This is a genomic window from Serratia sp. CoH_134_PS_4, from assembly GCF_058190535.1.
In genome coordinates, this window is the sequence record NZ_JBXWKI010000002.1 from 20,617 (window position 1) to 44,976 (window position 24,360).

Sequence of the window (24,360 nt, forward strand, 5' to 3'; positions counted from 1 at the left end):
ATACTGACGGAACGACGATCCTCGCAACGACGGGGCACGTTTCTACTTATTATTCAAACCGTTAAAACGACACTTTGTCGCTTTACATCAGACCAGGAAAGGTTTGCCTCATGGAAAAGCCACGTTATAACCAGCTCACTGCACTGATTATTGCCACAATCACCAGCGCCAGCGCTTTCGCTGCGCAACAAGACGCTCAGGACACCATGGTGGTGACCGCTTCCGGTTTCCAACAGAAAATCCAGGACTCCCCCGCGTCTATTTCTGTGATCCCACGTCAACAAATTGAAGACAAAGCCTACCGTGATATTACCGACGCGTTGAAAGACGTGCCGGGCGTGGTGGTGGTCGGCGGCGCCAGCAGCAGCGATATCAGTATCCGCGGCATGGCCCCCAAGTACACCCTGATCCTGGTCGACGGCAAACGTGTTGACACCCGTGGCACCCGTCCCAACAGCGATAACGCTGGCATCGAACAGGGCTGGCTACCGCCAATGGAAGCCATTGAACGCATTGAAGTGGTACGCGGACCTATGTCTTCACTGTATGGCTCTGATGCGATGGGTGGCGTGATCAACGTGATCACCCGCAAAACCTCCAATACTCAGGGCTGGAAAGGTTCACTGCACGGCGATTCCACCTTCCAGGAAAACAGCAATTCCGGCGATTTGTTCCAGACCAATGCCTACGCCTCCGGCCCGCTGATTGACGGTCTGCTGGGGCTGCGGGTCAATGGTCTGCTGTCACGCCGCGCCGAGGATAAAATCGTCAATGGCTTCAATGAACAGCGCATGCGCAGCGGTACCGCGGTATTCAGCCTGACGCCAAACGAACAGAACGATTTTGATTTTGAAATTGGCCGCTCTTTGCAAGATCGTAACAGTACGCCTGGTAAATCCATGGCGACCGAAAACTGCCGCAATAAAAAATGTACGCCTAACCGCGCCAGTGACAGCCTTTACACCCGAACCAACTACGCTGTAACCCACAACGGCTATTATGACTTCGGCAATACCACCAGCTACATTCAACGCGAAGAAACCAATAACCCAGGCCGTAATATGAAGATGTATAACACCATCTTCAACACCCAAAACCAGTTCGAACTGGGCGCTCACATGTTGAACATCGGCGGTCAGTACCGTTACGAAAAATTGAGTGACGGTGGCAACCAGATGGAAGCGGCAGATAAGTTGAACAAACTGACGCGCTGGAGCTGGGCGCTGTTTGCCGAAGACGAATGGGCGATGACCAACGACTTCAGCCTGACCAGCGGTATCCGTATGGATCAGGACCAGAACTACGGCAATCACTGGACGCCACGCATGTACGGCGTCTGGCACCTGACTGAACAGTTTACCTTGAAAGGCGGCGTTTCCGCCGGCTATCGCTCACCGGATTTGCGTCAATCCTCCGCCGGTTGGGGGCAAATCACCGGCGGTGGCCGCACATCAATCATTATCGGTAACCCGGATCTGAAGCCAGAAAAGAGCCTGAGCGAAGAAATCGGTATCATGTGGGATAACCTGCAGGGCCTGAACGCCAGCGTCACCCTGTTTAACACCGACTTCAAAGATAAAATCACCGAAGTCCGTCGCTGCGACAGCGGTGATGGCGACGCACAGTGTATGATCGGCAACACGCCGTATTACTTTATCAGCGACCGTACTAACGTCGATAAAGCCAATATGCGCGGTGTGGAAACCACTTTCGGGTGGGAAATCACCAAAGACTGGCAGTTGACCACCAACTATACCTACACAACCTCTGAACAGAAGAGTGGGGATTTCCAGGGCAAACCGCTAAACCAGATGCCGAAGCATATGATTAACAGCGTATTGGACTGGCAGGCCACTCACGACGTCAGCCTGTGGTCCCGCGTTAACTTCCGCAGCAAGACTTCAGACTATATGAGCCGTTCGTCGATGGCTAAAAGCACACCGTCTTACACCTTTGTTGACGCCGGCCTCAGCTACCAGGCGAATAAAAACCTGATGGTCACCGGTGGGGTATACAACATCCTCGACAAGACTGTCGATTATGATAACTACGGCACCACGCTCGATGGCCGCCGTTACACCGTCGGCATGACCTACAACTTCTAATGCCACACAGGGCGCGCACTCACACTGCGCGCCCTTTTTGTCACCTCTACCCAAGGAAGCCACAATGACTTTACGTCGTTCCCCTCTGGTTATCGCCTTGCTGGCCTGCATGGCGTTGGCAGGCTGTACCAACAAAACCCGCACCGCAGCCCCCGATGCCCCGGCGACGGTCAGTTTTCAACACCTTAACGGTACCACCGACGTGAAAAAGCACCCTCAGCGCGTGGTCGTTCTGGACTATGCGTCGCTGGAAACACTGCAGCTGCTGGGTGTCGAACCACTGGCACTGCCGGGCAACCGCACCATGCTGCCGGACAGCCTAAAGCAGTACCAAGATGCCAAATACCTCAACGCCGGTACGCTGTTTGAACCAGACATGGCTACGCTACGTGCGGCCAAACCGGACCTGATCCTGATTGCCGGTCGCTCTTCCAAGGCGTATGCCGAACTCAGTGGCATCGCGCCGACGTTAAATATGGCGGTTGATCCACAAGATCAACTGGGTAGCCTGAAGCAACGCACACTGCAATTGGGTGAACTGTTCGATAAACAGCAGCAAGCGCAAGCCGCCGTCGACAAACTGGACGCCGAAATAGCAGCAATCAAGCCGCAGGTAGCCAAAGCCGGGCGTGGTCTGGTGGTACTGTTCTCCGGCGGGAAAATCAGCGCTTATGCGCCTAAAAGCCGCTTCAGCTTCACCTATGATGCCCTTGGGTTCAAATCAGCATTACAAAGCGAAAATCCCGATGTGCGTGGCAACAAACTGACACCCGAGCAGGTCGCTAAGTTGAATCCAGACTGGTTATTTATCATCGACCGTGACGCGGCAACCGGCCGTCCGAACGCCGTTGCGCCACAGAAGATACTCACCGGCACGGCACTGAAAAACACCCTTGCGGTCAAGAAAGGCCAGGTGGTGTATTTACCGGCGGCTGAGGTGTATCTGTCAGGTGGCATTATCACGAGCCAACATATCGTCGAACGCGTCGCTGACGCGCTGAATAAGAAGTAAATAAACAGGCGCGGTGATACCCTAATACGGGTCAGTTAAGCCTGACTGGCATTTTTTATTCGGTCTCTGTAGGTTCAGTGTAAGTAGAATTGCCATAAATATCTTATCTTTCTCTGTAGCCACAATGAATGGCAATTGGAGGGGCCGAAGGCGCGGCCCCTCCACCCGCGCCTTCGCTTAACACCGTCAGCCCTTCGGGTCCCCTCGCTGCACCTGCGTTGTCGGGCGGGTCGGCTACGACAAACGTCCCTGTTAGTCTCGCCTCAACCGGCCTTCCCTGGCCGGTTGCCCCTGACAACGCCGTCTTGCTCGGCAGCCGGTGATGCGCACCAAGGTCAACCCCCGCATTGACAACCACTGGGCAACCTATGCCCTCAGAGTGACGTTGCGCGATGAAAGACAGTGAACATGATGAGATGAGCACGGGGTTGAGCGCCCTGAAGACGTCGAACGCAAGAACAACGCATAGGCGAAACCGCCATGGACGGCGGTTTCAGGCGAGACAGGCAGGGACGCCTGTCGTAGCCGGCCGTGATGCGGTGTGATGAAGTGAGAGCCGTTGGCGCAGCCAACCGTCTGAGTGGGCAAGAGCGCGGGTTGCAAGGGGCCGCGCTTACGGCCCCTTGCTCGGTCGAGGCGCATGAGCCTCATGGTGCTTCGCGCGTTTATCGACCGAAAAGAACGGTGAACTCGCTAAAGAACATCTTAACCGATCGGTATTCCGGCGATGCCGGGCCTTTTGGGCTTATATCGCGGGCTGGCTCACCAATCCGTCGATCAACACCTGGGGTGTCCCCTGCGAACAACGCTCAATGCGCCCGCGAACACCATAGACACGCGCCAAACTCTGTGGCGTGATCACCTCTTCTGGCGCACCGTCAGCAATCAATTCGCCGTCTTGTAACATCAATACATGATCACCATGGCGCAAGGCTATGTTGATGTCATGCACCACCACCACCGTGATGATATTGCGTTTACGGGTTTCTTTACGTACCAAATCCATCACGTGGAACTGGTAGTTAAGATCGAGTGCGCTCAGCGGCTCATCCAGCAGCAACAAGGACGGCTGACGGATCAACGACTGTGCCAATCCAACCAACTGCTTCTGACCGCCCGAAAGCTGATCGAGATAACTCAATGCCAAATGGGCAATGCCAAGCTGCTCAAGCAGCGCCATGACTTCCGCCTCACTGCCGGCGTTGCTGCGGCCACCCGAGGCACGTTGCGCCACGATGATTGACTCCAGCACGTGTAAATGCACCCCAGCGGGCAGTGATTGCGGCAAATACACGACCTTTTCTGCCCGGCGGGCAAAAGGGATCTGCATCAGATCGATGTCGTCCAGCCACAGTTGCCCCTGTGCTGGGTTCAACCCGGCCAGTGAACGCAGCAGCGTCGATTTTCCGCTGCCGTTTGGCCCCAGCAGCACGGTAATTTGGCCACGAGGCAGCATGGGAACCGCCAGATCGGTGATCACCTGACGCTTCGGGTAACCAGCGGAGAAGTGCTCAATACGCAATCCCTGATTCATACATTACCCCGGTGACGCAGAATAATACTCAGGAAGAACGGCACGCCCACCAGCGAGGTGACGATACCGACCGGAATGATAATGCCCGGGATCAGATTTTTAGACGCCACAGAGGCCATCGACAGCACCAGCGCGCCAATCAGCGCACTGGCCGGCAGATAGAAACGGTGATCTTCACCGAAAATCATGCGCGCGATATGCGGTGCCACCAGGCCGATAAAGCCAATCGGGCCAACAAAGGCAACCGCTAATGCAGAAAGAATACTGATACGCAACAACGTGGTCAGGCGCAGCCGGCGCACGTCGATACCGAAACTTACCGCCCGATCCTCACCCAAACGCAGTGCGGTCAACTTCCACGAGCTCATCATCGATAACGGCAACAACACGGCAAATACACCAAGCAGAATACCCAACTTGTCCCATGAAGCACGCGCCAGGCTGCCCATGGTCCAGAACACCAGCCCCTGCAACGTATCTTCGCTGGCAATAAATTGCATCATGGAAACCAGTGCATTAAAGGTGAACACCAACGCAATGCCAAACAGCACCACGCCAGACGTCGCAACCCGTGTCCAGCGCGTAATGCCATCGAGCATCAGTGCCGCAAACAGGGCAAAAATAAACGCGTTGGCGGAGATAAACCATTGGTCCGGTATGCCCGGTACGCCAATGCCCAACACGATAGCCAGAGCCGCACCGAACGCCGCAGCGGACGAAACGCCAAGGGTAAACGGGCTGGCAAGCGGATTGTTCAAGATGGTTTGCATTTCTGCGCCAGCCAAGCCAAGCGCAAACCCGACCACCACGGCCATCAATGCATAAGGCAAACGGATATCCCAGACGATCACCCGCGTACCGGCATCTGCCGCCGCAGGGTCAATCAGCGTTTGCCACAAGGAGGACAGTGAAAGCCCCGAAGGCCCCATGGTAAAGTCCAGCAGCAGCGAACCCAAAATCGCCAGTGCCAACACCCCCATCATCAATAAACGGTGACGGAGAATATGGTGATAACGCCCCATCACATTGACGCTGGGTTGCCCCTTGGTCCCAGGGATAGGATCGGTGGATACGCTCATTATTTCGGATACCTGTTACGACAATGACCATCGCGGCTGCAAACGGCCGCTTGAACCTGATAAGCAGCCGATAACAATAAAGCAAACGATAATACTTATCAATCATATCAATAGCTATTAGCTGTCATATAAAGATGTAACACTTTATTTTATAACGCTATTCACCCAATCACCCCGATAACCTCGTGAAAGCACGCAGGGTTAACAATTCCGAAAGTGAGGCCCCACCCCGCCTGGCTGTGACAAATCGCAACGAAACCACATAGAATCCGAAGCCTGACCGCCAAACGGCGTGCCAATCGCGCCAAGCTCGCTCTTTAAGGCTTATTGGCGAGGTCCTGATTAATGAGGCTGCAATGAGAAGTCGACTCCCCACGTTAACGCCTAAAAGGCCCGCTCTACTGCACTGGCTGGTACAAAGCCCACAGCATACGGATGATGCCCAATTTCAACGCCAAATGCGGCTTACGTTGCTGCCTTCTCCCGCAACACCCTGGCTCAATGCCGCCGGTGTGGTGGTGCTGCTGCTGGGGTACATCTGGTTGACCCATAGTGCACTCGGTGCCGCGCTCTTGGCCTCACTCTTACTGCTGACCGGCGGCCGTTGGTGGCTGACGCGCGTCAATCCGCCACGCTGGCCCAATGCCATGCTTGTAACAGTGCTGTTGTGGTGCGCATTGGTAGGCGCAACCGCGCTGTTGGTCATGTTGTCAGGCCGCATGGTGCTTATCCTGTTCGCCGGCCTGTTGATTACCGGGCTGGCTTTCTGGCTGATGCAGCGCCATGCCGCCGCACCACGCTTTGCCTTGCTGGAAATCATGCTGCTGACGCTGCCCTATCTCGCGGTCGCGCCGCTATCGCGCGTACAGAATCTGTTTTTACTGGCAGACATCATCCCGCTTTGGCTCCTGTTAGCCCATGGTCTGATCGCGTTTTACCATCGCCAGGTCGCTCAACATGTCACCCTGACAGCCGAAAAACACAAAGCGGCCCACCAGGATCGTTTAACCGGCTTCCTCAACCGCGCAGGCGGTGAAGCCGTCATGCAGGAGGTTTGTCGACCTTCAGCAACGATGCACCCGCTTTCCCACCTGTTTATTATCGAATTTACCCCGCTGGCCGCACTCTATCAGAGCCACGGCGTTCTCATCGGCGACGACGTATTACGCACCATTGGCGAGCGCTTGAAAATGCTGGTTCGTCCCAGCGATTTTGTTTGTCGCTATACCGGAGGCCAATTCCTGATCCTGGTACACGGCCTACCTTACGGTTCTGAAGGGGAGTTTCTGGCGCGTATTGTCCCGCCACTGCAGGCGCCCTACGATTTTGGGGCTTTTGGTGAGGTGTCGCTGCAACTGAACACCGGCGTGCTGGCGTTAACGCAGGATTATCAGAAGGTTGAGAATCTGATGGCCGCAGCGCAACACGCGCTGACAATCAATGGGAAGGAATAACGCGGCGGTATCCCGCCACGTGATATGCGCGTTGTCTTTCAAGCTGCAGCCGAACTTTTCGACCGCAGCCTGAAATCCCGGGGCATAACCCGAGGTTACTTCACGTCCATTTTCGGGAATTCCATTTCGCTGTACTTCACGACACGGGTGCCGCGCGTCAGCTTATAACCGAACCAGATAATCAGGAACAGTGGAATACCGATATAGGTGGCTGTCACACCGTACCAGTCAATTCGGTCTTGCAGGAATGCCTGGTAGTTCTGCCCCAGCGTAATGATCAAACACAGGACGAAGGCAAAAATCGGCCCCAGCGGGAAGAAACCGGAACGGTATGGCAGGTCGTTCAGATCACGCCCCTGAATCATGTAGCCACGACGGAAACGGTAATGACTGATGGCAATCCCCAACCAGGCGATAAAGCCGGTCATGCCCGAGGTATTCAGCAGCCACAGATAAACTGACTGATTACCGAACATTGAGCTCAAGAAACACAGGCCCGCGACCACGGTAGTGGCGTACAACGCGTTGCGCGGCACCCCACCCTTCGACAGTTTGGCAAAAATACGCGGCGCTTTACCTTCCGATGCCAAGGTAAACAGCATACGGGTGGATGCGTACATCCCAGAGTTACCGGCGGACAGTACCGCAGTCAGAATAACCGCATTCATCACCGCCGCAGCCGACAGCAAACCGGCGTGCTGGAAGACCAGCGTAAATGGACTGACGCTGATGTCTTTTACATCGTTACGCAGCAGGCTCGGATCGGTATAAGGAATGATCAGGCTGATAATCAGAATGGCAAAGATATAGAACAACAGGATACGCCAGAACACCTGACGCACCGCGCGCGGGATGTTTTTACCTGGGTTTTCCGATTCACCGGCAGCGATACCGATAAGCTCGGTCCCCTGGAACGAGAAGCCGACGATCATCGCCACGCCAATCATTGCCGAGAAACCGCCGGCAAACGGCGCGTCACCAATGGTCCAGTTCTGCCAGCCTGCGTGTTCGCCGCCTTTAAGGATGCCGAAAATCATCAGCACGCCAATACCAATGAAGATAATGACGGTGGTCACTTTGATCAGCGAGAACCAGTATTCTGCTTCACCGAAGCCTTTGACTGAAATGTAGTTCAACAAGAACATCAGGCCGAGGAACAGTGCGCTCCAGATCCAGCCTGGGGTATCTGGGAACCAGTAGGTCATCACCAACTGCGAGGCCACCAGGTCAACGGCGATGGTCACGGCCCAGTTGTACCAGTAGTTCCAGCCCAGTGCGAAACCAAAGCCTTCTTCAACGTATTTCGCGCCGTAGGTGGAGAAAGAACCCGATACCGGCATAAAGGCCGCAAGTTCACCCAGGCTGGTCATCAAGAAGTAGACCATCAACCCAATCAGCGCATAAGACAGCAGTGCACCACCAGGGCCAGCCTGAGAAACCGTCGCACCAGAGGCGACAAACAGACCCGTGCCGATAGAACCACCAATAGCAATCATGGTTAAGTGCCGCGCCTTCAGCTCGCGGCGCAATCCGGGTGCTTGTTGCCCCGATGTTTTTATATCCTGCTGAGCCATTCTTACCCTATCTGCTGGTCAAAAAAAATGAGGGCGGATTGTAACAAATACCCGCCAGCGAACTAGTAACATTGCACTGATATAAGATAGCTTCATAATTCAGGGCTAATTATTAGCAACTGTCGGGATGGCCTTACTTACTGTCATTAATGTGACAGGGAGCAGCTTTTTATGCTTTGTTTCACCTTATGGAGACGTTATCAAGGCTGAAACGCGCAATAACTCAGAAAACGCTGTAGAGCACTGGAGATATGCTTTTGGCGATGGTGAATCAAATACAACGTGCGCATCAGCGGAGGCAACGGCACCTGTAGCTCCACCAGCACACCGCTTGCCAACTGCTCGCAAATCACCCGGCGCGACAGGCAACTGATCCCCATACCGTGGCGAACCGCATGCTTTATCGCTTCCGAGTTGCCCAGCTCCATCACTAACTGAAAGTGGGGTAAATGCGCCAGCAGCAGGTGATGCAGTACTTCACGCGTACCCGAACCGCCCTCGCGCAGGATCCAGGGGGCTTCAGCCAGCATCGTCAAGGTCAGTGGTTGCCCCGCCAACGGGCTATCCGGCGCAGCGAACACCACCAGCTCGTCTTCCAGCCACGGCTGAGTGACCAATTCCGGCATATGACAAGGCCCCTCGATCAGCCCCAGATCAACCCGGAAGTCAGCGACTGCACCGATCACGTCCTGGCTGTTGCCAACGTTGAGCTCCAGCGGAGTCGAAGGGAAATCATGCCGATAATGGGCGATCATCTCTGGCAGCATATAGTTGCCGATGGTGCTGCTGGCACCGATACGCAGCGCACCGGCATCATGACGGAACAACTGTTCAATTTCTCCCGCTTGTTCCAGTAGCGCCAGCGCCTTCGGGTACAGCAGTCGGCCATGTTCATTAATGACCAGACGCTTGCCGACACGATCGAACAACTGTACGCCCAACTGCCCTTCCAGATCGGCCAGCGCTGCACTGACCGCCGACTGTGATAACGCCAGAACTACGGAAGCCTGCGTGGTCGAACCGCTTTTAAGCACTTCGGTAAAGACTTCTAATTGACGTAAGGTAATATGCATAGCGTCTCGGTATTCATCAAAGGTGACATCGAATAAAGTCACTGAAATTAATGCAAAATCTGCGCTACTGACCGGCAATAGCGCTCAGGGTGAATACGAGTAATATTACCACGTTTGCAGAAATCAGTATGAAAGCCGCCGATACCGATTAACCACTTATATAGATAAGTTATAAACATATAATCAATTTCTCTTTTATGGGGCAAGAACGTAGTCTGTGCTCAAGAATTTGATTAAAAGGGCTGACTTATGGCGACCAATACCACACATACTTTTCCATCGCGGCAATTTCCTCTGTTCGGTTTACCTCACTTAGTGCCAGGACTCCTGTTGACGGGTGCCATCACCGCGTTGGCGGTCTGGGTCGGTGATATTCCGTGGGTGGCCGGATTGGGACTGGGTGCGCTGACACTGGCGATTTTACTTGGCATTGTGGTGGGCAATACGGTGTATCCCTGGTTACAACCGAGCTGCCATGGCGGCGTTCAGTTGGCCAAACAACGTTTGCTGCGGCTCGGCATTATCCTTTACGGTTTTCGTCTTACCTTCCAGCAGATAGCCGACGTCGGTACCACCGGCATCATCATCGATGCGCTGACCCTGAGCACCACATTTCTGCTCGCCTGCTGGTTGGGTAAAAAGGTCTTCGGCATTGACAGCCAAACCGCCATGTTGATCGGGGCCGGCAGCAGTATCTGCGGTGCAGCCGCCGTCATGGCCACAGAGCCGGTACTGAAGGCAGACTCAAACAAAGTGGCGGTGGCCGTGAGCACCGTGGTGGTGTTCGGCACACTGGCAATCTTCATCTACCCATGGATGTACAACCTGAATGAGCATTTCCAGTGGTTCTCCTTTAACCAGGAAACTTTCGGTATCTTCACCGGTTCGACCATCCACGAAGTGGCGCAGGTCGTTGCCGCTGGGCATGCTATCGGACCGGATGCTGAAAATGCCGCAGTGATCTCAAAAATGATCCGCGTGATGATGCTGGCCCCCTTCCTGGTCCTGCTCTCTGGGTATATCAGCCGTAGTCGCAGTACGGGCAGCACCGGGCACAAAGCGGAAAAATCTGCCATCACCATTCCTTGGTTCGCGGTACTGTTTATCGCCGTCGCCGGGCTGAACTCGTTCAACCTGATCCCAGCGACGCTGGTTAAACACCTGATTACCGTCGACACCTGGATGCTGGCGATGGCGATGGCGGCACTGGGCCTGACCACCCACATCAGTGCGGTGCGCCAGGCTGGGGTCAAACCGATCCTGCTGGCTACCCTGCTGTTCGTCTGGCTGATGGTCGGCGGCGGCGCAATAAACCTGCTGGTGCAACATTTCCTCTGATTCTCTTCTCAATGGCCCGCCATTGCGGGCCATCGCTTTTCCCGCCATTCAATCCTACCGCTATCAATGCCATAATGACGCCGATTACACAGGAGAATGAAAATGAAGTTTGTCGGTGCACATGTCAGCGCGTCAGGCGGCGTGGATCAGGCGGTTATCCGCGCGCACGAATTAGAGGCGACCGCATTCGCCCTGTTCACGAAAAACCAACGTCAATGGAAAGCCGCTCCACTGCCTGCAGACGTGATCGATAAGTTTAAAAGTGCCTGCGCGCAATACGGTTACGGTCCAGGACAAATCCTGCCGCACGACAGTTATCTGATTAACCTCGGCCACCCGGTAACCGAAGCCTTGGAAAAATCCCGCGAGGCCTTCCTTGATGAAATGCAGCGCTGTGAGCAACTGGGGCTGACGCTGTTGAACTTCCACCCAGGTAGCCACCTGCTACAGATTGATGAAGACAAATGTCTGGCGCGTATCGCCGAATCCATCAACCTGGTGTTGGATAAAACAACCGGCGTGACGGCGGTAATCGAAAATACCGCCGGTCAGGGCAGTAATCTGGGTTTCAAGTTTGAACATTTAGCGGCGATCATCGACGGCGTGGAAGACAAAAGCCGCGTCGGTGTCTGTATTGATACCTGCCATGCCTTTGCTGCTGGGTACGATCTGCGTACCGAAGAGACCTGCGAACAGACGTTTAAAGCGCTCGGCGACATCGTCGGGTACCAGTATCTGCGCGGCATGCACCTGAATGACGCCAAGAGCGAGTTCGGCAGCCGTGTTGACCGCCACCACAGTCTGGGTGAAGGCAACATCGGTAAAACGGTGTTCAGCTATATCATGCGTGACCCACGTTTCGACAATATCCCGTTGATTCTGGAAACGGTGAACCCGGATATCTGGGCGGAAGAGATCGCCTGGCTGAAAGCGCAGCAGTGATGCCACATAAAAAAACCGGAGCCTGGGCTCCGGTTTTTTATTGCCTGCATCAACGTTAAGCGACCGTCGCCGCCGGAACGTCAGCCCGTTTCAACACCGCGTACGATACCCCCGCCAACAGCGTACCGGCGATAATCGCCACCAGATACAACAGTACCGGTGTGATAGCACCTGGGATCAGCAGGACAAACAGCCCGCCGTGCGGTGCCATCAACTTGGCGCCGAACGCCATGGACAAGGCCCCGGTCAGTGCGCCACCGGCGATGCAGCATGGCAACACACGCATTGGATCACGGGCCGCAAACGGAATTGCGCCTTCGGAGATAAAGCACAGGCCCAGTACCAGCGCCGCTTTACCGCCTTCCTGCTCAGACTTCTCGAACTTGCGACGCGCCAACAGTGTCGCCAGGCCCATCGCCAGCGGGGGGACCATGCCCGCCGCCATAATGGCTGCCATTGGGGCATACACTGAGGAGCTCAGCAGTGCCACGCCGAACGCGTAGGCCGCTTTGTTGACCGGACCGCCCATGTCGGTACACATCATCGCGCCGAGGATCGCGCCCAGCAGCACCGCGTTAGCGGTACCCAATGACTGTAACCAGTGAGTCAGACCTTCCATGATTTTCGCGACCGGCGTACCGACGACGAAAATCATGATCAAACCGACGATCAGGCTGGCAACCAACGGAATGATCAATATCGGTTTCAGCGCCTCCATACTCTGCGGTAGACGCAGTTTGGTGCTGATAAATTTGGCAACATAGCCCGCCATGAAACCGGCAATAATACCGCCGAGGAAACCGGCACCCGTGCTTACTGCCAGCATACCGCCAATAAGACCCGGCGTCAGACCCGGACGGTCAGCAATAGAGAAAGCAATGAAACCGGCCAGTACCGGCACCATCAACGCAAAGGCTGAACCGCCGCCAATCTGCATCAACGCTGCGGCCAACGTACCTTTGACTTCAAACGCCTTGATACCGAACACAAACGACAGCGCAATACACAGACCACCGGCTACCACCATTGGCAGCATGTAGGACACGCCCGTCAACAGGTGGCGATATGGCCCGGCACTCTCTTTCTTCTTGCCCGCAGCGGCTGGTGCCCCGCTTTTCTGCGGTTGGAAAATCTCCGCGTCGGCGACGGCCTTATCCAGCTCTTGCGCCGTTTTCTTCAGTGCCAGACCGGTAGACGTGCGGTACATCGGCTTACCGGCAAACTTGTCCAGATCCACCTCGATGTCTGCCGCAACAATGACCAGATCGGCCGCAGCGACTTCTTCTGGCGTAATGGCATTACCGGCACCCACGGATCCGCGGGTTTCTACCTTTACCCACCAACCGCGTTTTTTAGCTTCACTCTCAATGGCTTCAGCAGCCATAAAGGTGTGGGCGACCCCCGTTGGACACGCGGTAATTGCCACGATACGTTTTGGCCCCGCCCCTTTTACAGGCTCAAGCGGCGCGGCGACAGGTGCCTGGTAGGCTTTCGCGTCGGCGATGGCCTGCGCCAGAAAGGCGTCCGGCTCACGGACAGCGTGTTCAACATCACCCACATAAACCCGTTTGCCGTTCAGTGCGGCATCAGCAGGTGCAGTTTGCCCTGCCACCACCACCAGCTCAGCCTCGGCCAGCGATTCAACCCGTGTCAGACCGGCTTTCGCCGCCGCAGCACCGAGCATACGTTTCGCCAGGTGACCACGTGCCTGTCCCAGCGAACTGTCTATCATCAGCAGTGTTTTCATTCTGCCTCCAGCTATTGATTAAAAGGTTTCAGATCGACACGCGCCATCATTGCGGCCAACTGTGGACGATCGGTCACGCCGACGTTGCTCTGGCTGACTGCCAGCGCAGCCACAGCGGTGGCCAAGCGCAAAGTATGCTCACTGGACTCACGCATCAGCAGGCCATAAATCAGGCCGCCAACCATAGAATCACCTGCCCCCACGGTGCTGACGACTTCGCAAGCGGGTGGCTTGGCAATCCAGGCGCCGGAAGCGTTAACCCACAGCGCACCTTCGGCACCGAGAGAAATCACTACGTGGGCAATGCCTTGATCGCGCAATGCATGTGCGGCCTCAACCACATCGGCCAATTGCGGCAAGGGCCGACCGGCCCAGATTTCCAGTTCACGACGGTTTGGCTTCACCAACCAGGGTGCCGCTTTCAATCCAGCCACCAGTGCTTCACGGCTGCTATCGAAGATAATGCACGGGCACTGTGCACGCAGGCGGACCATCCAGTCGGTAAAGGCATCGGGATCAACCCCGGCCGGTAAGCTGCCACTCACCGCCACCATGTCAAACTGGCCCAGCCAGCTCAGGGAGTCGGTCACGAAACGTTCCCAATCCTGCCCCGTCACTTCAAAACCAGAGAAGTTGAAATCCGTCACTTCACCGTCTTTTTCCGTCAGTTTGACGTTAATGCGAGTGCGCCCCGGAACCACCTGGAAACGATTGGCAATGCCCAAATCGCTGAACAGTAATTGGAAACCGTCCTGGTTATCTTTCCCCAGGAAACCGCCCACAGTGACATCAATACCCAGGTCCTTCAGCACCTTGGCAACATTGATCCCCTTCCCGGCGGCGTGAAGACCTGCGGTTTTGACCAGGTTAACTTCACCGCGCTCAATCTCTGGGCAGAAACCCACCAGATCGTAAGCCGGATTTAGGGTAATTGTTGCTACTCTTCTGCTCATGCTGCGCCCTCGCCCAGTCCTTCGTTAATCGCTTCTCCGATCGCCTTCAGCGCCGCTTCAGCATCTTCACCTTTGGCGGTAAAGCGCAGGTGATGTCCTTTCTTGACGCCCAACGCCACAACCTTCATCAGGCTGCGACCATTGGCCGGTTTGCCACTGCCATCGAGATTAGTGACGGTAATTTCACTGCTGAACTGCTTGATCACGTTGACCAGCGCTGTACCCGGGCGTGCATGTAAACCGTGTTCGTTACGGATCACGTACTCAGCGCTCAGCGTAGTGCTTTCTTCTTCTACCTCACTGGTCAACAAGGCCAGCACGGTGACGGCATCAGCGTTCAGCAAGCGTTCAGCTTTGTTTGCCAACAGCAAATCGCTCAAATAATTCAACACGGCCAGCGGCTGCTGATCGGCCACGGACAGCGTCAGCAACAGCGCCACCTTCTCGCCGTCTTCGTCAAAGGCTTGCGCCGGACGGCTGAGGGTCGCTGCACTGGCCAAATTGCCTTCGGTGCTGTCGCTTAACCAAATGCCCTGCCCCAGATTCAGCGGCTTGCGGGTGATGACGTCGCTAACAAACTGCGCGTTAACCGCGCCGATCTTCTGCAGGCGGCCTGCATTCAACGCCTGCAGCGTCATCAGGCTGTCGGCGGCCACATCGAGCGCAATCAGAGACGCGTCAAACTTGAACTCCGCCGTCAGCTTTTCACCCATCAACAAACTGCGCAGCTCTTCCGTTGACGTGGTTTTCGCCAGTTGTTCGGCTACGCTGTCATCGCTAAGGACATGGGTCAGTTGGCGCAGGAGCGCCAGGTGCTCATCAGAACGGGCAGCAATGCCGATCACCACAAATGCGGTTTGGCCCTCTCCCCATTCGATGCCCTGCGGAAACTGGAATACCTGTACACCGGTGTTCAACACCAGATCGCGGGTATCGGTGGTACCGTGCGGGATGGCAATGCCATTACCCAGGTAAGTGGAGGTTTGCAGCTCGCGCTGCAACATGCCGTCCACATAGGCGGCGCTGACGCAGCCTGCCTCAGTCAGTGCTGAAGCCACTTGCTGGATGGCTTCCTGCTTGCTACCGGCGGTTGCGCCCAGGTGAATATCTTGCTGTGACAACTGGAACATGATGCTCCTCTCCTGCTGAATTGAATCGTTTCAGCTTCATTGGGAAAAAGGAGCGTTATCGGCACCGAATCATCGTGACAATAACGCTGAAACGTTTCAAGGAGTGTGTAATCAGCCTTGGATGAAAGCAAGTTTTCTCCATTTTGATGTCATAGATTTTTGACCTTACGCACACTTTTCCCGAAGGGTTACCTGTCGCGGCGCTAAAATGACATACTGTGCTGAAATTTTGCTGACGGAGCTATACATGTCTGTAGTTGCAGGAGTCGGTGTGATCATCGTAAACGCGCAAGGGGAAATACTACTGGGAAAACGCTGCGGTCAGCACGCACCTTTCTGGTCTATTCCCGGTGGGCACCTGGATGAGGGTGAAACCTTTGAACAGTGCGCACAGCGTGAAATCGCCGAAGAAACCGGGTTGATGATCGCCCCACCTCGTTTTATCGGTATCAGCAATAATCTGCAAACCTGGCGCGCCGAAGGAAAACATACGGTATCCGTGTGCTTGCAGACACAGCATCCCGGCGGCACACCCGAACGCAAAGAACCGGATAAATGTGCCGAATGGCGCTGGTGTTCTCCGAATGCCTTACCGGAGCCGCATTTTGAAGCCAGCCGCAATGCCATTCACCTGTGGCTGACGGGCCATGCTTATCTGCCAACAGAATAGCCGTTTTCATTCAGAGTTTTTCCTCTCTGTCCGTGATCTTTCTCATGGCATGATAAAACCACATAAAAAATGCGTTATATAAATTAGAATATAACGCTGTAAAATCCCTCGAATGGCCGTTTTTCCTCTAAAAATAACCCTATAGTATTAGATGTCTTTGCTAATAATACCTATACTTCCCCAAGCATGTCGGCGTTCGGCCGACACTTTTTTGGCAAGGTTTTCCTTGGTATTTCATAATTATAAGCGGGTTCAATATGACCAATAAACTCACTGGCTTGATAAAAAAGCACCGTTGGGGATGGCTGTGGATTTTGCTCCTCGGAATTATCCTCGGGGCAGCATTATTAGCGGGCACCGCGACGGTATTCCACAAAACCAGCGACACGGCCTTCTGCGTTTCCTGTCACACCATGCAACAGCCGCTGGCTGAATATCAGGGCAGCGTCCACTTCCAGAATACCAAAGGCATCCGTGCCGAATGTGCCGACTGCCACGTTCCGCATGAGCCGCTCGATTATCTGTGGACCAAAATCCGCGCGGTAAAAGATATTTATGGCGAGATGGTGGGTACCATTAATACACCAGAAAAATATGAGGCGCATAAGCTGGCCATGGCTCAGTCGGTATGGAAAACGCTGAAAGAAAACGACTCCGCCACTTGCCGCTCGTGCCACAGCTTTGATGCTATGGACATCACTGCTCAGCGACCTGAAGCACGCATTCAGCATCCAGTGGCCATCAAGCAGGGCGAAACCTGTATCGATTGTCACAAAGGTGTGGCACATATCCTGCCGGATATGAGTGGCGCAACTCAGGCCGGTGCCGCCGAACTGGCAAAAGCGGCCGCTGAAACCTCACCCACCGCGACCACGCTGTACACCATTGCCACTGAGCCCTTCTTCCTGAAGCCTGACGACAGCCACAACGCCGGTAACTTGATGCCATCCACCGAGGTTCAGGTGGTGAAACAGGAAGGTGACAAAGTGCTGGCCAACGTCACCGGCTGGCAGCAAGACGGTGTCAGCGAAGTGTTCTACGCGGCACAGGGCAAGCGTATTCTCAGCGTGCTGCTGGGTGAAGACGCACGCAAACTGCTGAAAACCGGGAGCACCATGACCGACAGTGAAACGGGCCTGGTGTGGCATCAAGTTTCTCTCCAGGTATGGTTGCCGCGTAAACAACTGATCGACGATCAGCAAAAAATCTGGCGCTACACGGCGGATATGATGTCTGCCAACTGTACCGGTTGCCACGGCCTGACCGCACTCGATCGCTTCAACGCCAACCAGTGGATCGGCGTAATTAAAGGTATGGCTCCACGCACCTCGCTGACGCAGGAACAACTGCGCGTTCTGACACAATACGTGCAGAAACATGCCAGTGACATGCAACCCGCCGCACCAGCTAAGCTTTAAGGGAGAAGCGAAATGAGCAAATATCAACAACAAGCGTTAAAAATGAGCCGCCGCCGCTTCCTGACCGGTGCCACTGCGCTGGCCGCAGCACCTTTGCTGGCAGGCTTGTGGCCCAAATCCGCATTGGCGCAGGCTATTAGCCAGGCGCTACCACAGTTTGTGGTACTGCGTCAGGCACAAAAAGGCATTCTGACGGGCGCACACTGGGGCGCTTTTGAAGCCATAGTACAGGACGGCAAAATGGTCGGCGTGCAGCCGGTTAAAGACGATCCTTATCCGAACGAACTGATCACCATGGCACCTTATCAAGTCCATGCTGAAAACCGCATCAAATACCCGATGGTGCGTAAAAGCTGGCTGGAAGGGGGCCCCGGTAGCCATACCGAGTTGCGCGGTCGCGACGAATGGGTGCGCGTCAGTTGGGACAAAGCCATTGAACTGGTGTGCGGAGAGATTACCCGTCTACAGAAAGACCACGGCCCACAATCAATCTATGCCGGGTCTTATGGCTGGAAGAGCGTCGGCATGCTGCATAACAGCCGCACACTGCTGCAACGCCTGATGAACCTGACCGGCGGTTTCCTCGGTTATGCCGGCGACTACTCCACCGGTGCAGCCCAGGTGATCATGTCACACGTGGTGGGCTCTATGGAGGTTTACGAACAGCAGACCGCCTGGCCTAACGTGATCGAAAACAGCCAACTGGTGGTTCTATGGGGCTGTAACCCGATGATCACGTTGAAAAACAGTTGGAACGTGCCGGACCACTACGGGCAGACGGGCTTTGAGGCACTGAAGAAGAAAGGCACCCGAGTGATCAGTATCGATCCGGTGCACAACGACAGCGCCAAATTCGTCGATGCGCAGTGGATCGCCCCGCGCCCTTATACGGACGGCGCTATGCTGATCGGCATCGCTCACACGCTGTTGACCGAAAACCTGCATAACCCTGACTTCCTGAAAACCTATACTGCCGGCTTCGACAAGTTCCAGGCCTATCTGCTGGGCGAAACCGATGGCACGCCAAAAACCGCCGAATGGGCTGCCGATGTGTGCGGTGTCGATGCCGATGTGTTACGCCAACTGGCCCGCGAAATGGCAAAAAATCGCACCATGATCATGGGCGGTTGGGGTATTCAACGCCAGCATCATGGCGAACAACAACACTGGCTCTTGGTCACCGTCGCGGCGATGCTCGGCCAAATAGGCTTGCCGGGCGGTGGTTTTGGCTTCAGTTATCATTACTCTTCCGGCGGGAGCCCGACGGCGAAAGGCGGCATCATTTCCGGTATTTCTGCCGGTAACGCGCCGAAGAACTCGCCGGCCCCGATCCCGGTGGCACGCATCGCCGAATGCCTGAGTAATCCAGGCAAAACCATTAACTTCAACGGCGCGCAGGTCACCTACCCTGAGGTGAAAATGGTGTATGTGGCCGGGGGGAATACCTTCCACCAGCATCAGGACACCAATAATCTGGTCAAGGCGTGGCAACGGCCGGACACCATCGTGGTGAACGAACCCTATTGGACCGCCACGGCCAAACACGCCGATATCGTACTGCCAGCCACCACCAGCTATGAACGCAACGATCTGGAAATGGGGGGGGATTACTCGCAGCTGTATGTATTCCCAATGCATCAGTGTGTACAACCACAGCATGAGTCGCGCAGCGACTTTGATATCTTCGCAGCCATGGCGGCCAAACTGGGAGTGCAAGATGCCTTTACCGAAGGCAAAGATGAAACCCAGTGGTTAAAAGGCATGTACGATGACATGAAAACGCAGGCGCGCGCCGCCCGGGTGGCCCTGCCACCGTTCGACATGTTCTGGGCATCCAATAACTATGTGCGCTTCCCGGTGCCTGAAGCCAACACGCAATGGGTGCGTTTCGCCGACTATCGCGAAAACCCGTTGCTCAATCCATTGGGTACGCCGTCCGGTAAAATCGAGATTTACTCCGACGCCATTGCCAAAATGAAATACCAGGATTGCCCCGGCATCCCAACCTGGATGCCACCGCATGAGTGGTATCGCGGACCGGAAGCGGTTAAATATCCGCTGTCTCTGAACACCGCACACCCGATCAACCGCCTGCACTCACAGCTCGACAATACGCCGCTGCGTAAAAAGTATGCGGTCGCAGATCGTGAAGCGATTGTGATCCATCCACAGGATGCCCAATCACGCGGTATCGCTAACGGTGACTTGGTACGTGCCTTTAACGATCGTGGCCAGATCCTGGTTGGTGCCGTGGTCAGTGAGGACGTACGCCCTGGCGTGGTGCGTATCAGCGAAGGGGCCTGGTTCGATCCGGCGGATCCGTCACAACCGGGGTCGCTGTGTAAGAACGGCAACGTCAACTGCCTGACCTTTGACATTGGCTCCTCCAGCCTGGCCCAGGGTAACTGCGGGCAGATGGCTCAGTTGCAGATAGAGAAGTACCAGGGTGAGGTGCTGAAAAACACCGCGCACGACGTGCCAATCGGCGCATAACGCGGTATATCCGAATACCCGGGCGATGGTGACATCGCCCTTTTTCTCGCCTTATGCGGGTAAGAATTTTTTACCATTAAGCAGAATGAAACCGGTTTCTGATTAATTTAAACGGGCGTATTATGCGCGCGACTCCCTCAATTATGGCTATTTGCTGACCTCTATGCCTGGTTCAACTGCGGTAACACGACGCTCCCCCGACCTCACTTCACTGGCATTTTTAGTGGTGGCCTTCCTCACTGGGATTGCCGGTGCGCTGCAGACCCCGACGCTGAGTCTATTTCTGGCGACAGAAGTGAAAGTGCGCCCTTCCATGGTCGGGTTATTCTTTACCGGCAGCGCCGTCATCGGCATTCTGGTCAGTCAATTTCTTGCCCGACGCTCGGATCAAAAAGGCGATCGCAAAACACTGATTTTTCTGTGCTGCATGTTGGGTGCACTGGGCTGTGTGCTGTTTGCCTGGAGTCGTAATTACTCTCTTTTGCTGGCCGTCGGCGTGATGCTGACCAGCTTCGGTTCCACCGCAAACCCCCAGATGTTTGCCCTGGCACGCGAGCATGCCGACCGTACCGGTCGCGAAGCCGTGATGTTCAGCTCGATCCTGCGTGCACAGGTTTCCCTGGCCTGGGTCATCGGTCCCCCTATCGCCTTCGCATTGGCATTGGGATTCGGTTTTAAGGTGATGTATCTGGCTGCCGCGGCTGCATTTATTCTGTGTGGCGCGCTGGTGTGGACAATGCTGCCATCGATGCGCAAAACGCCGGTGCCCGCCAGCACCACGCTGGAAGCTCCGCGCCAGAACCGTCGTGATACGCTGCTGTTGTTTATGGCCTGCACCTTTATGTGGACCGCCAACAGCATGTATCTGATCAATATGCCGCTGTATATGGTGCATGAACTGCAACTGCCGGAAAGATTGGCGGGGATATTAATGGGCACCGCAGCCGGGCTGGAGATACCCACCATGCTGGTCGCCGGTATGGTGGCGAAACGCTTCGGCAAGCGCTTCCTGATGCGTTGTGCTGTGGCGGCAGGCCTGCTGTTTTACCTTGGCCTGTTGTTTATCACCGGTACCTGGCAGCTGATCGCCCTGCAACTGCTTAATGCTGCCTTTATCGGCGTGCTGGCAGGGATTGGCATGCTCTATTTTCAGGATCTGATGCCCGGACAGGCCGGTGCGGCCACCACCTTATTTACCAACACGACCCGAGTGGGCTGGATCTTTGCCGGTTCAATTGCCGGTGTAGTGGCAGAAATCTGGAGTTACCACGCGGTATTTTACTCCGCGCTGGCGATGGTGATCGGTGCAGTACTGTGTTTGTGGAAGCTCAAAGACGCATAACGCGGATTCAAGGTGCCGTATCCGCTTCCAGCTTAGCCAAATAGATGAGCGCCTGATCGCGGTGGTCATGACACATTTCACGGCTTGCCTGCAGGCTGCCACAGACTTTTGGCCGCAATGGCGAGTGAAACAAACCACAACGTAGCTGCTCACTCAGATGAATGCAGCGGGTATTCGCGGGCTTGCCGTTGGGCATGCCGGGGATCGGGCTGGATATTGAAGGCGCAATACAACAGGCGCCACAGTCGGCACGGCAGTCCATCAGCGAGTCTCCCGGTGGGCTGGCGGAATTGAAGCGCGACAATATCAGTAGCGCGCATTGCCCGCCAGCATAATCCGGGTTTGCCCATCAATCTTTACATCCCCCTCTTTTAGCCGTTAATTGACCGTCCTCATCCAGGCCCCAAATACGCCCTAAACAGCCCCATTAAGGCAGATTAATGCATGAAACAAGCACATTCACGGCTTTACATGCGTCAGCCACACATGTACCATTAAGCTAGTACAAAAGAACTCACGGCCAACTCAGCCATTCAGGAGCAATCAATAATGTCCGCGGACACCATCCAGAAGCTTTCCCGCCCTTCAGTCCTTGGCGGCGCGATGATCATTGCAGGCACCGCCGTCGGCGCCGGCATGTTCTCCATCCCTATTGTGACTTCTGGCGTGTGGTTTAGCGGCTCTGTCGCGCTGCTGATTTATACCTGGGCCTGTATGCTGATTTCCGGCCTGATGATCCTTGAGGCCGCCCTGCATTACCCAAGCGGCGCCAGCTTCAATACCATTGTTAAAGACCTGCTGGGCAAAAGCTGGAACGCTATTAACGGCCTTTCCATTGCCTTTGTCCTGTATATCCTGACCTACGCCTATATTTCTGCCGGCGGTTCAATCATCGCTCACACGCTGGAAGGTATCATTGGCGTCGGGCAAACCACGGCAGGACTGGTGTTTGCCATCATAGTGGCCTTTATTGTTTGGCTTTCCACGCGTGCGGTAGATCGCCTGAGCACCATTTTGATCGGCGGTATGGTGATCACCTTTGTGATGTCGGTCGGCGATATGTTCACTCATGTACAACCGGCGGTGCTGTTCAACCGTGGAGATGACCAGGCCAGCTATTTGCCATATGCCCTGGCGGCGCTGCCTTATCTGCTGACCTCGTTCGGCTATCACGGCAATGTGCCGGGATTGGTGAAGTATTATCATAAAGACAGCGGTGCCGTGGTGCGCAGCTTGGTGTACGGCACGCTGTTGGCACTGGCGATCTATATCCTGTGGCAGTATGTGATTCAGGGCAATATCGCTCGTGACGCCTTCCGACAGGTGATTGCCGAAGGCGGCAACATCGGCAGCCTGCTCAAACAAATGGGCAACGTGTCCAGCAGCCAGACCGTCGGCCAGCTACTGAGTGCCTTCTCTTATATGGCGCTGGCCAGTTCGTTCCTCGGGGTGTCACTGGGCCTGTTTGACTATCTGGCGGACTTTTTCAAATTCAGCGACGACACCGCTGGACGCACTAAAACCGCGCTCGTCACCTTTGCGCCGCCGACCATTGCCGCGCTGTTGTTCCCGAATGGCTTCCTGTACGCCATCGGTTTCGCCGGGCTGGCTGCCACCGTTTGGGCGGTCATCGTGCCAGCAATGATGGCGCGCGCCAGCCGCCGCCGCTTTGCTGATGCGCAATATCGCGCACCCGGCGGTCATGGCATGATCCTGTTCATCATTTTGTTCGGGCTGATCAACGCTGTCGCGCACATATTGGCATTGCTGGGTCTGCTGCCGGTATTCAAGTAACTCCACAGGGGATGGCGCCCGCCATCCCCCTTTCTCTCACTGTTTTTGCTCGATCTACTTGCCTGAAATCAACAGCGCGAGTAACGTGTCGCAACTTCCCAAAAACTCTTCATTGCAGGTTATTTTATATGGCAAAGGCTAACGAAATTAAGCGCGGCATGGCGATCAATTACAACGGCAAACTGCTGCTGGTGAGAGACATTGATGTCCAAAGCCCAAGTGCACGAGGTGCCAGCACTTTATACAAAATGCGCTTCTCGGATGTCCGTACCGGGTTGAAGGTTGAAGAACGTTTCAAGGGCGACGATATCCTGGATACCATTAGCCTGTCCCGCCGTAAGGTGAACTTCTCTTATATCGATGGCGAAGAGTACGTCTTCATGGATGACGAGGATTACACCCCGTATATCTTCAAGAAAGACCAGATCGAAGACGAGCTGCTGTTTATTCCTGAAGCCGGTCTGCCAGGCATGCAGGTACTGACGTTGGACGGTCAAGTGTTAGCGTTGGAATTGCCACAAACCGTGGATATGGAAATTGTGGAGACAGCTCCAGGCATCAAAGGCGCATCCGCCAGTGCCCGAAACAAACCGGCCACCATGGCGACCGGTCTGACCATTCAGGTGCCAGAGTACCTCAGCGCCGGTGACAAAATCCGCATTCATATTGCTGAGCGTCGCTACATGAGCCGGGCTGAATAAG

The 24,360-nt window shown here is 55.2% G+C and carries 19 protein-coding genes; 11 read left to right on the forward strand and 8 right to left on the reverse strand.

What is annotated here, in order from left to right; translation table 11 throughout:
• The first annotated feature begins 110 nt into the window (after positions 1-110).
• Entirely contained in the window at positions 111-2,105 is a 1,995-nt protein-coding gene (locus tag AC2FCQ_RS05445; RefSeq protein ID WP_265556562.1) for a ligand-gated channel protein, read from the forward strand.
• A 64-nt stretch (positions 2,106-2,169) separates the two neighbouring features.
• Positions 2,170-3,117 (forward strand): siderophore ABC transporter substrate-binding protein, encoded by a 948-nt coding sequence (locus tag AC2FCQ_RS05450; protein WP_265556563.1) that lies wholly within the window; start codon positions 2,170-2,172, stop codon positions 3,115-3,117.
• A gap of 745 nt (positions 3,118-3,862) precedes the next feature.
• Here the strand turns inward: AC2FCQ_RS05450 and AC2FCQ_RS05455 are convergent.
• Complete coding sequence (locus AC2FCQ_RS05455) at positions 3,863-4,651, reverse strand: ABC transporter ATP-binding protein (RefSeq protein WP_209636050.1); 789 nt, start codon at positions 4,649-4,651, stop codon at positions 3,863-3,865.
• Positions 4,648-5,730 (reverse strand): FecCD family ABC transporter permease, encoded by a 1,083-nt coding sequence (locus AC2FCQ_RS05460; RefSeq protein WP_209636052.1) that lies wholly within the window; start codon positions 5,728-5,730, stop codon positions 4,648-4,650. The genes AC2FCQ_RS05455 and AC2FCQ_RS05460 overlap by 4 nt, the downstream gene beginning before the upstream one ends.
• A gap of 356 nt (positions 5,731-6,086) precedes the next feature.
• Here AC2FCQ_RS05460 and AC2FCQ_RS05465 point away from each other — a divergent pair, with 356 nt between their 5' ends.
• A complete protein-coding gene (locus AC2FCQ_RS05465; RefSeq protein WP_265556564.1) occupies positions 6,087-7,184 on the forward strand; it encodes a GGDEF domain-containing protein in 1,098 nt (365 codons plus the stop codon).
• A gap of 95 nt (positions 7,185-7,279) precedes the next feature.
• Here AC2FCQ_RS05465 and AC2FCQ_RS05470 read toward each other — a convergent pair whose 3' ends face one another.
• Complete coding sequence (locus AC2FCQ_RS05470; RefSeq protein WP_037425538.1) at positions 7,280-8,758, reverse strand: amino acid permease; 1,479 nt, start codon at positions 8,756-8,758, stop codon at positions 7,280-7,282.
• A gap of 200 nt (positions 8,759-8,958) precedes the next feature.
• Positions 8,959-9,831 (reverse strand): DNA-binding transcriptional regulator YeiE, encoded by an 873-nt coding sequence (yieE, locus tag AC2FCQ_RS05475; RefSeq protein ID WP_209636058.1) that lies wholly within the window; start codon positions 9,829-9,831, stop codon positions 8,959-8,961.
• Between the two features lie 249 nt (positions 9,832-10,080).
• On the opposite strand from yieE, the gene AC2FCQ_RS05480 reads away from it, so the two are divergent.
• Together AC2FCQ_RS05480 and nfo are read left to right on the forward strand one after the other, a co-directional pair.
• On the forward strand, positions 10,081-11,169 hold the full coding sequence (locus AC2FCQ_RS05480) for a YeiH family putative sulfate export transporter (protein WP_490308422.1): 1,089 nt from the start codon (positions 10,081-10,083) through the stop codon (positions 11,167-11,169).
• A gap of 102 nt (positions 11,170-11,271) precedes the next feature.
• Positions 11,272-12,111, forward strand: coding sequence for a deoxyribonuclease IV (gene nfo, locus AC2FCQ_RS05485; protein ID WP_209636062.1), 840 nt, complete (start codon positions 11,272-11,274; stop codon positions 12,109-12,111).
• Between the two features lie 55 nt (positions 12,112-12,166).
• Here the strand turns inward: nfo and fruA are convergent, their stop codons facing one another.
• Genes fruA through fruB form a run of 3 tightly spaced genes read right to left on the reverse strand, consistent with a single transcriptional unit; the run spans position 12,167 to position 15,941 of the window.
• Positions 12,167-13,858: a PTS fructose transporter subunit IIBC gene (gene fruA / locus AC2FCQ_RS05490; protein ID WP_209636064.1), complete on the reverse strand. Its 1,692-nt coding sequence runs from the start codon at positions 13,856-13,858 to the stop codon at positions 12,167-12,169.
• 11 nt (positions 13,859-13,869) lie between these two features.
• On the reverse strand, positions 13,870-14,811 hold the full coding sequence (gene fruK, locus AC2FCQ_RS05495; RefSeq protein ID WP_099063729.1) for a 1-phosphofructokinase: 942 nt from the start codon (positions 14,809-14,811) through the stop codon (positions 13,870-13,872).
• Entirely contained in the window at positions 14,808-15,941 is a 1,134-nt protein-coding gene (gene fruB / locus AC2FCQ_RS05500) for a fused PTS fructose transporter subunit IIA/HPr protein (protein ID WP_490308424.1), read from the reverse strand. Before fruB ends, fruK begins: the two co-directional genes overlap by 4 nt.
• A gap of 247 nt (positions 15,942-16,188) precedes the next feature.
• On the opposite strand from fruB, the gene AC2FCQ_RS05505 reads away from it, so the two are divergent.
• The 4 genes from AC2FCQ_RS05505 to AC2FCQ_RS05520 all read left to right on the forward strand — a co-directional run bounded on the left by AC2FCQ_RS05505 (position 16,189) and on the right by AC2FCQ_RS05520 (position 21,864).
• On the forward strand, positions 16,189-16,611 hold the full coding sequence (locus AC2FCQ_RS05505; RefSeq protein WP_490308426.1) for a nucleotide triphosphate diphosphatase NUDT15: 423 nt from the start codon (positions 16,189-16,191) through the stop codon (positions 16,609-16,611).
• Positions 16,612-16,868: 257 nt separating this feature from the next.
• Positions 16,869-18,029, forward strand: coding sequence for a NapC/NirT family cytochrome c (locus AC2FCQ_RS05510; protein ID WP_490308427.1), 1,161 nt, complete (start codon positions 16,869-16,871; stop codon positions 18,027-18,029).
• Positions 18,030-18,041: 12 nt separating this feature from the next.
• Positions 18,042-20,522 (forward strand): trimethylamine-N-oxide reductase TorA, encoded by a 2,481-nt coding sequence (gene torA, locus AC2FCQ_RS05515; protein ID WP_490308428.1) that lies wholly within the window; start codon positions 18,042-18,044, stop codon positions 20,520-20,522.
• Positions 20,523-20,685: 163 nt separating this feature from the next.
• On the forward strand, positions 20,686-21,864 hold the full coding sequence (locus AC2FCQ_RS05520) for a sugar efflux transporter (RefSeq protein ID WP_490308429.1): 1,179 nt from the start codon (positions 20,686-20,688) through the stop codon (positions 21,862-21,864).
• A 7-nt stretch (positions 21,865-21,871) separates the two neighbouring features.
• Here the strand turns inward: AC2FCQ_RS05520 and AC2FCQ_RS05525 are convergent, their stop codons facing one another.
• Positions 21,872-22,126, reverse strand: a complete 255-nt coding sequence (locus tag AC2FCQ_RS05525; RefSeq protein WP_012145951.1) for a YkgJ family cysteine cluster protein — start codon at positions 22,124-22,126, stop codon at positions 21,872-21,874.
• Positions 22,127-22,413: 287 nt separating this feature from the next.
• On the opposite strand from AC2FCQ_RS05525, the gene mtr reads away from it, so the two are divergent.
• Positions 22,414-23,658, forward strand: a complete 1,245-nt coding sequence (gene mtr, locus AC2FCQ_RS05530; RefSeq protein ID WP_265556566.1) for a tryptophan permease — start codon at positions 22,414-22,416, stop codon at positions 23,656-23,658.
• A 128-nt stretch (positions 23,659-23,786) separates the two neighbouring features.
• Entirely contained in the window at positions 23,787-24,359 is a 573-nt protein-coding gene (yeiP, locus tag AC2FCQ_RS05535) for an elongation factor P-like protein YeiP (RefSeq protein WP_209636080.1), read from the forward strand.
• Position 24,360 lies beyond the last annotated feature (1 nt).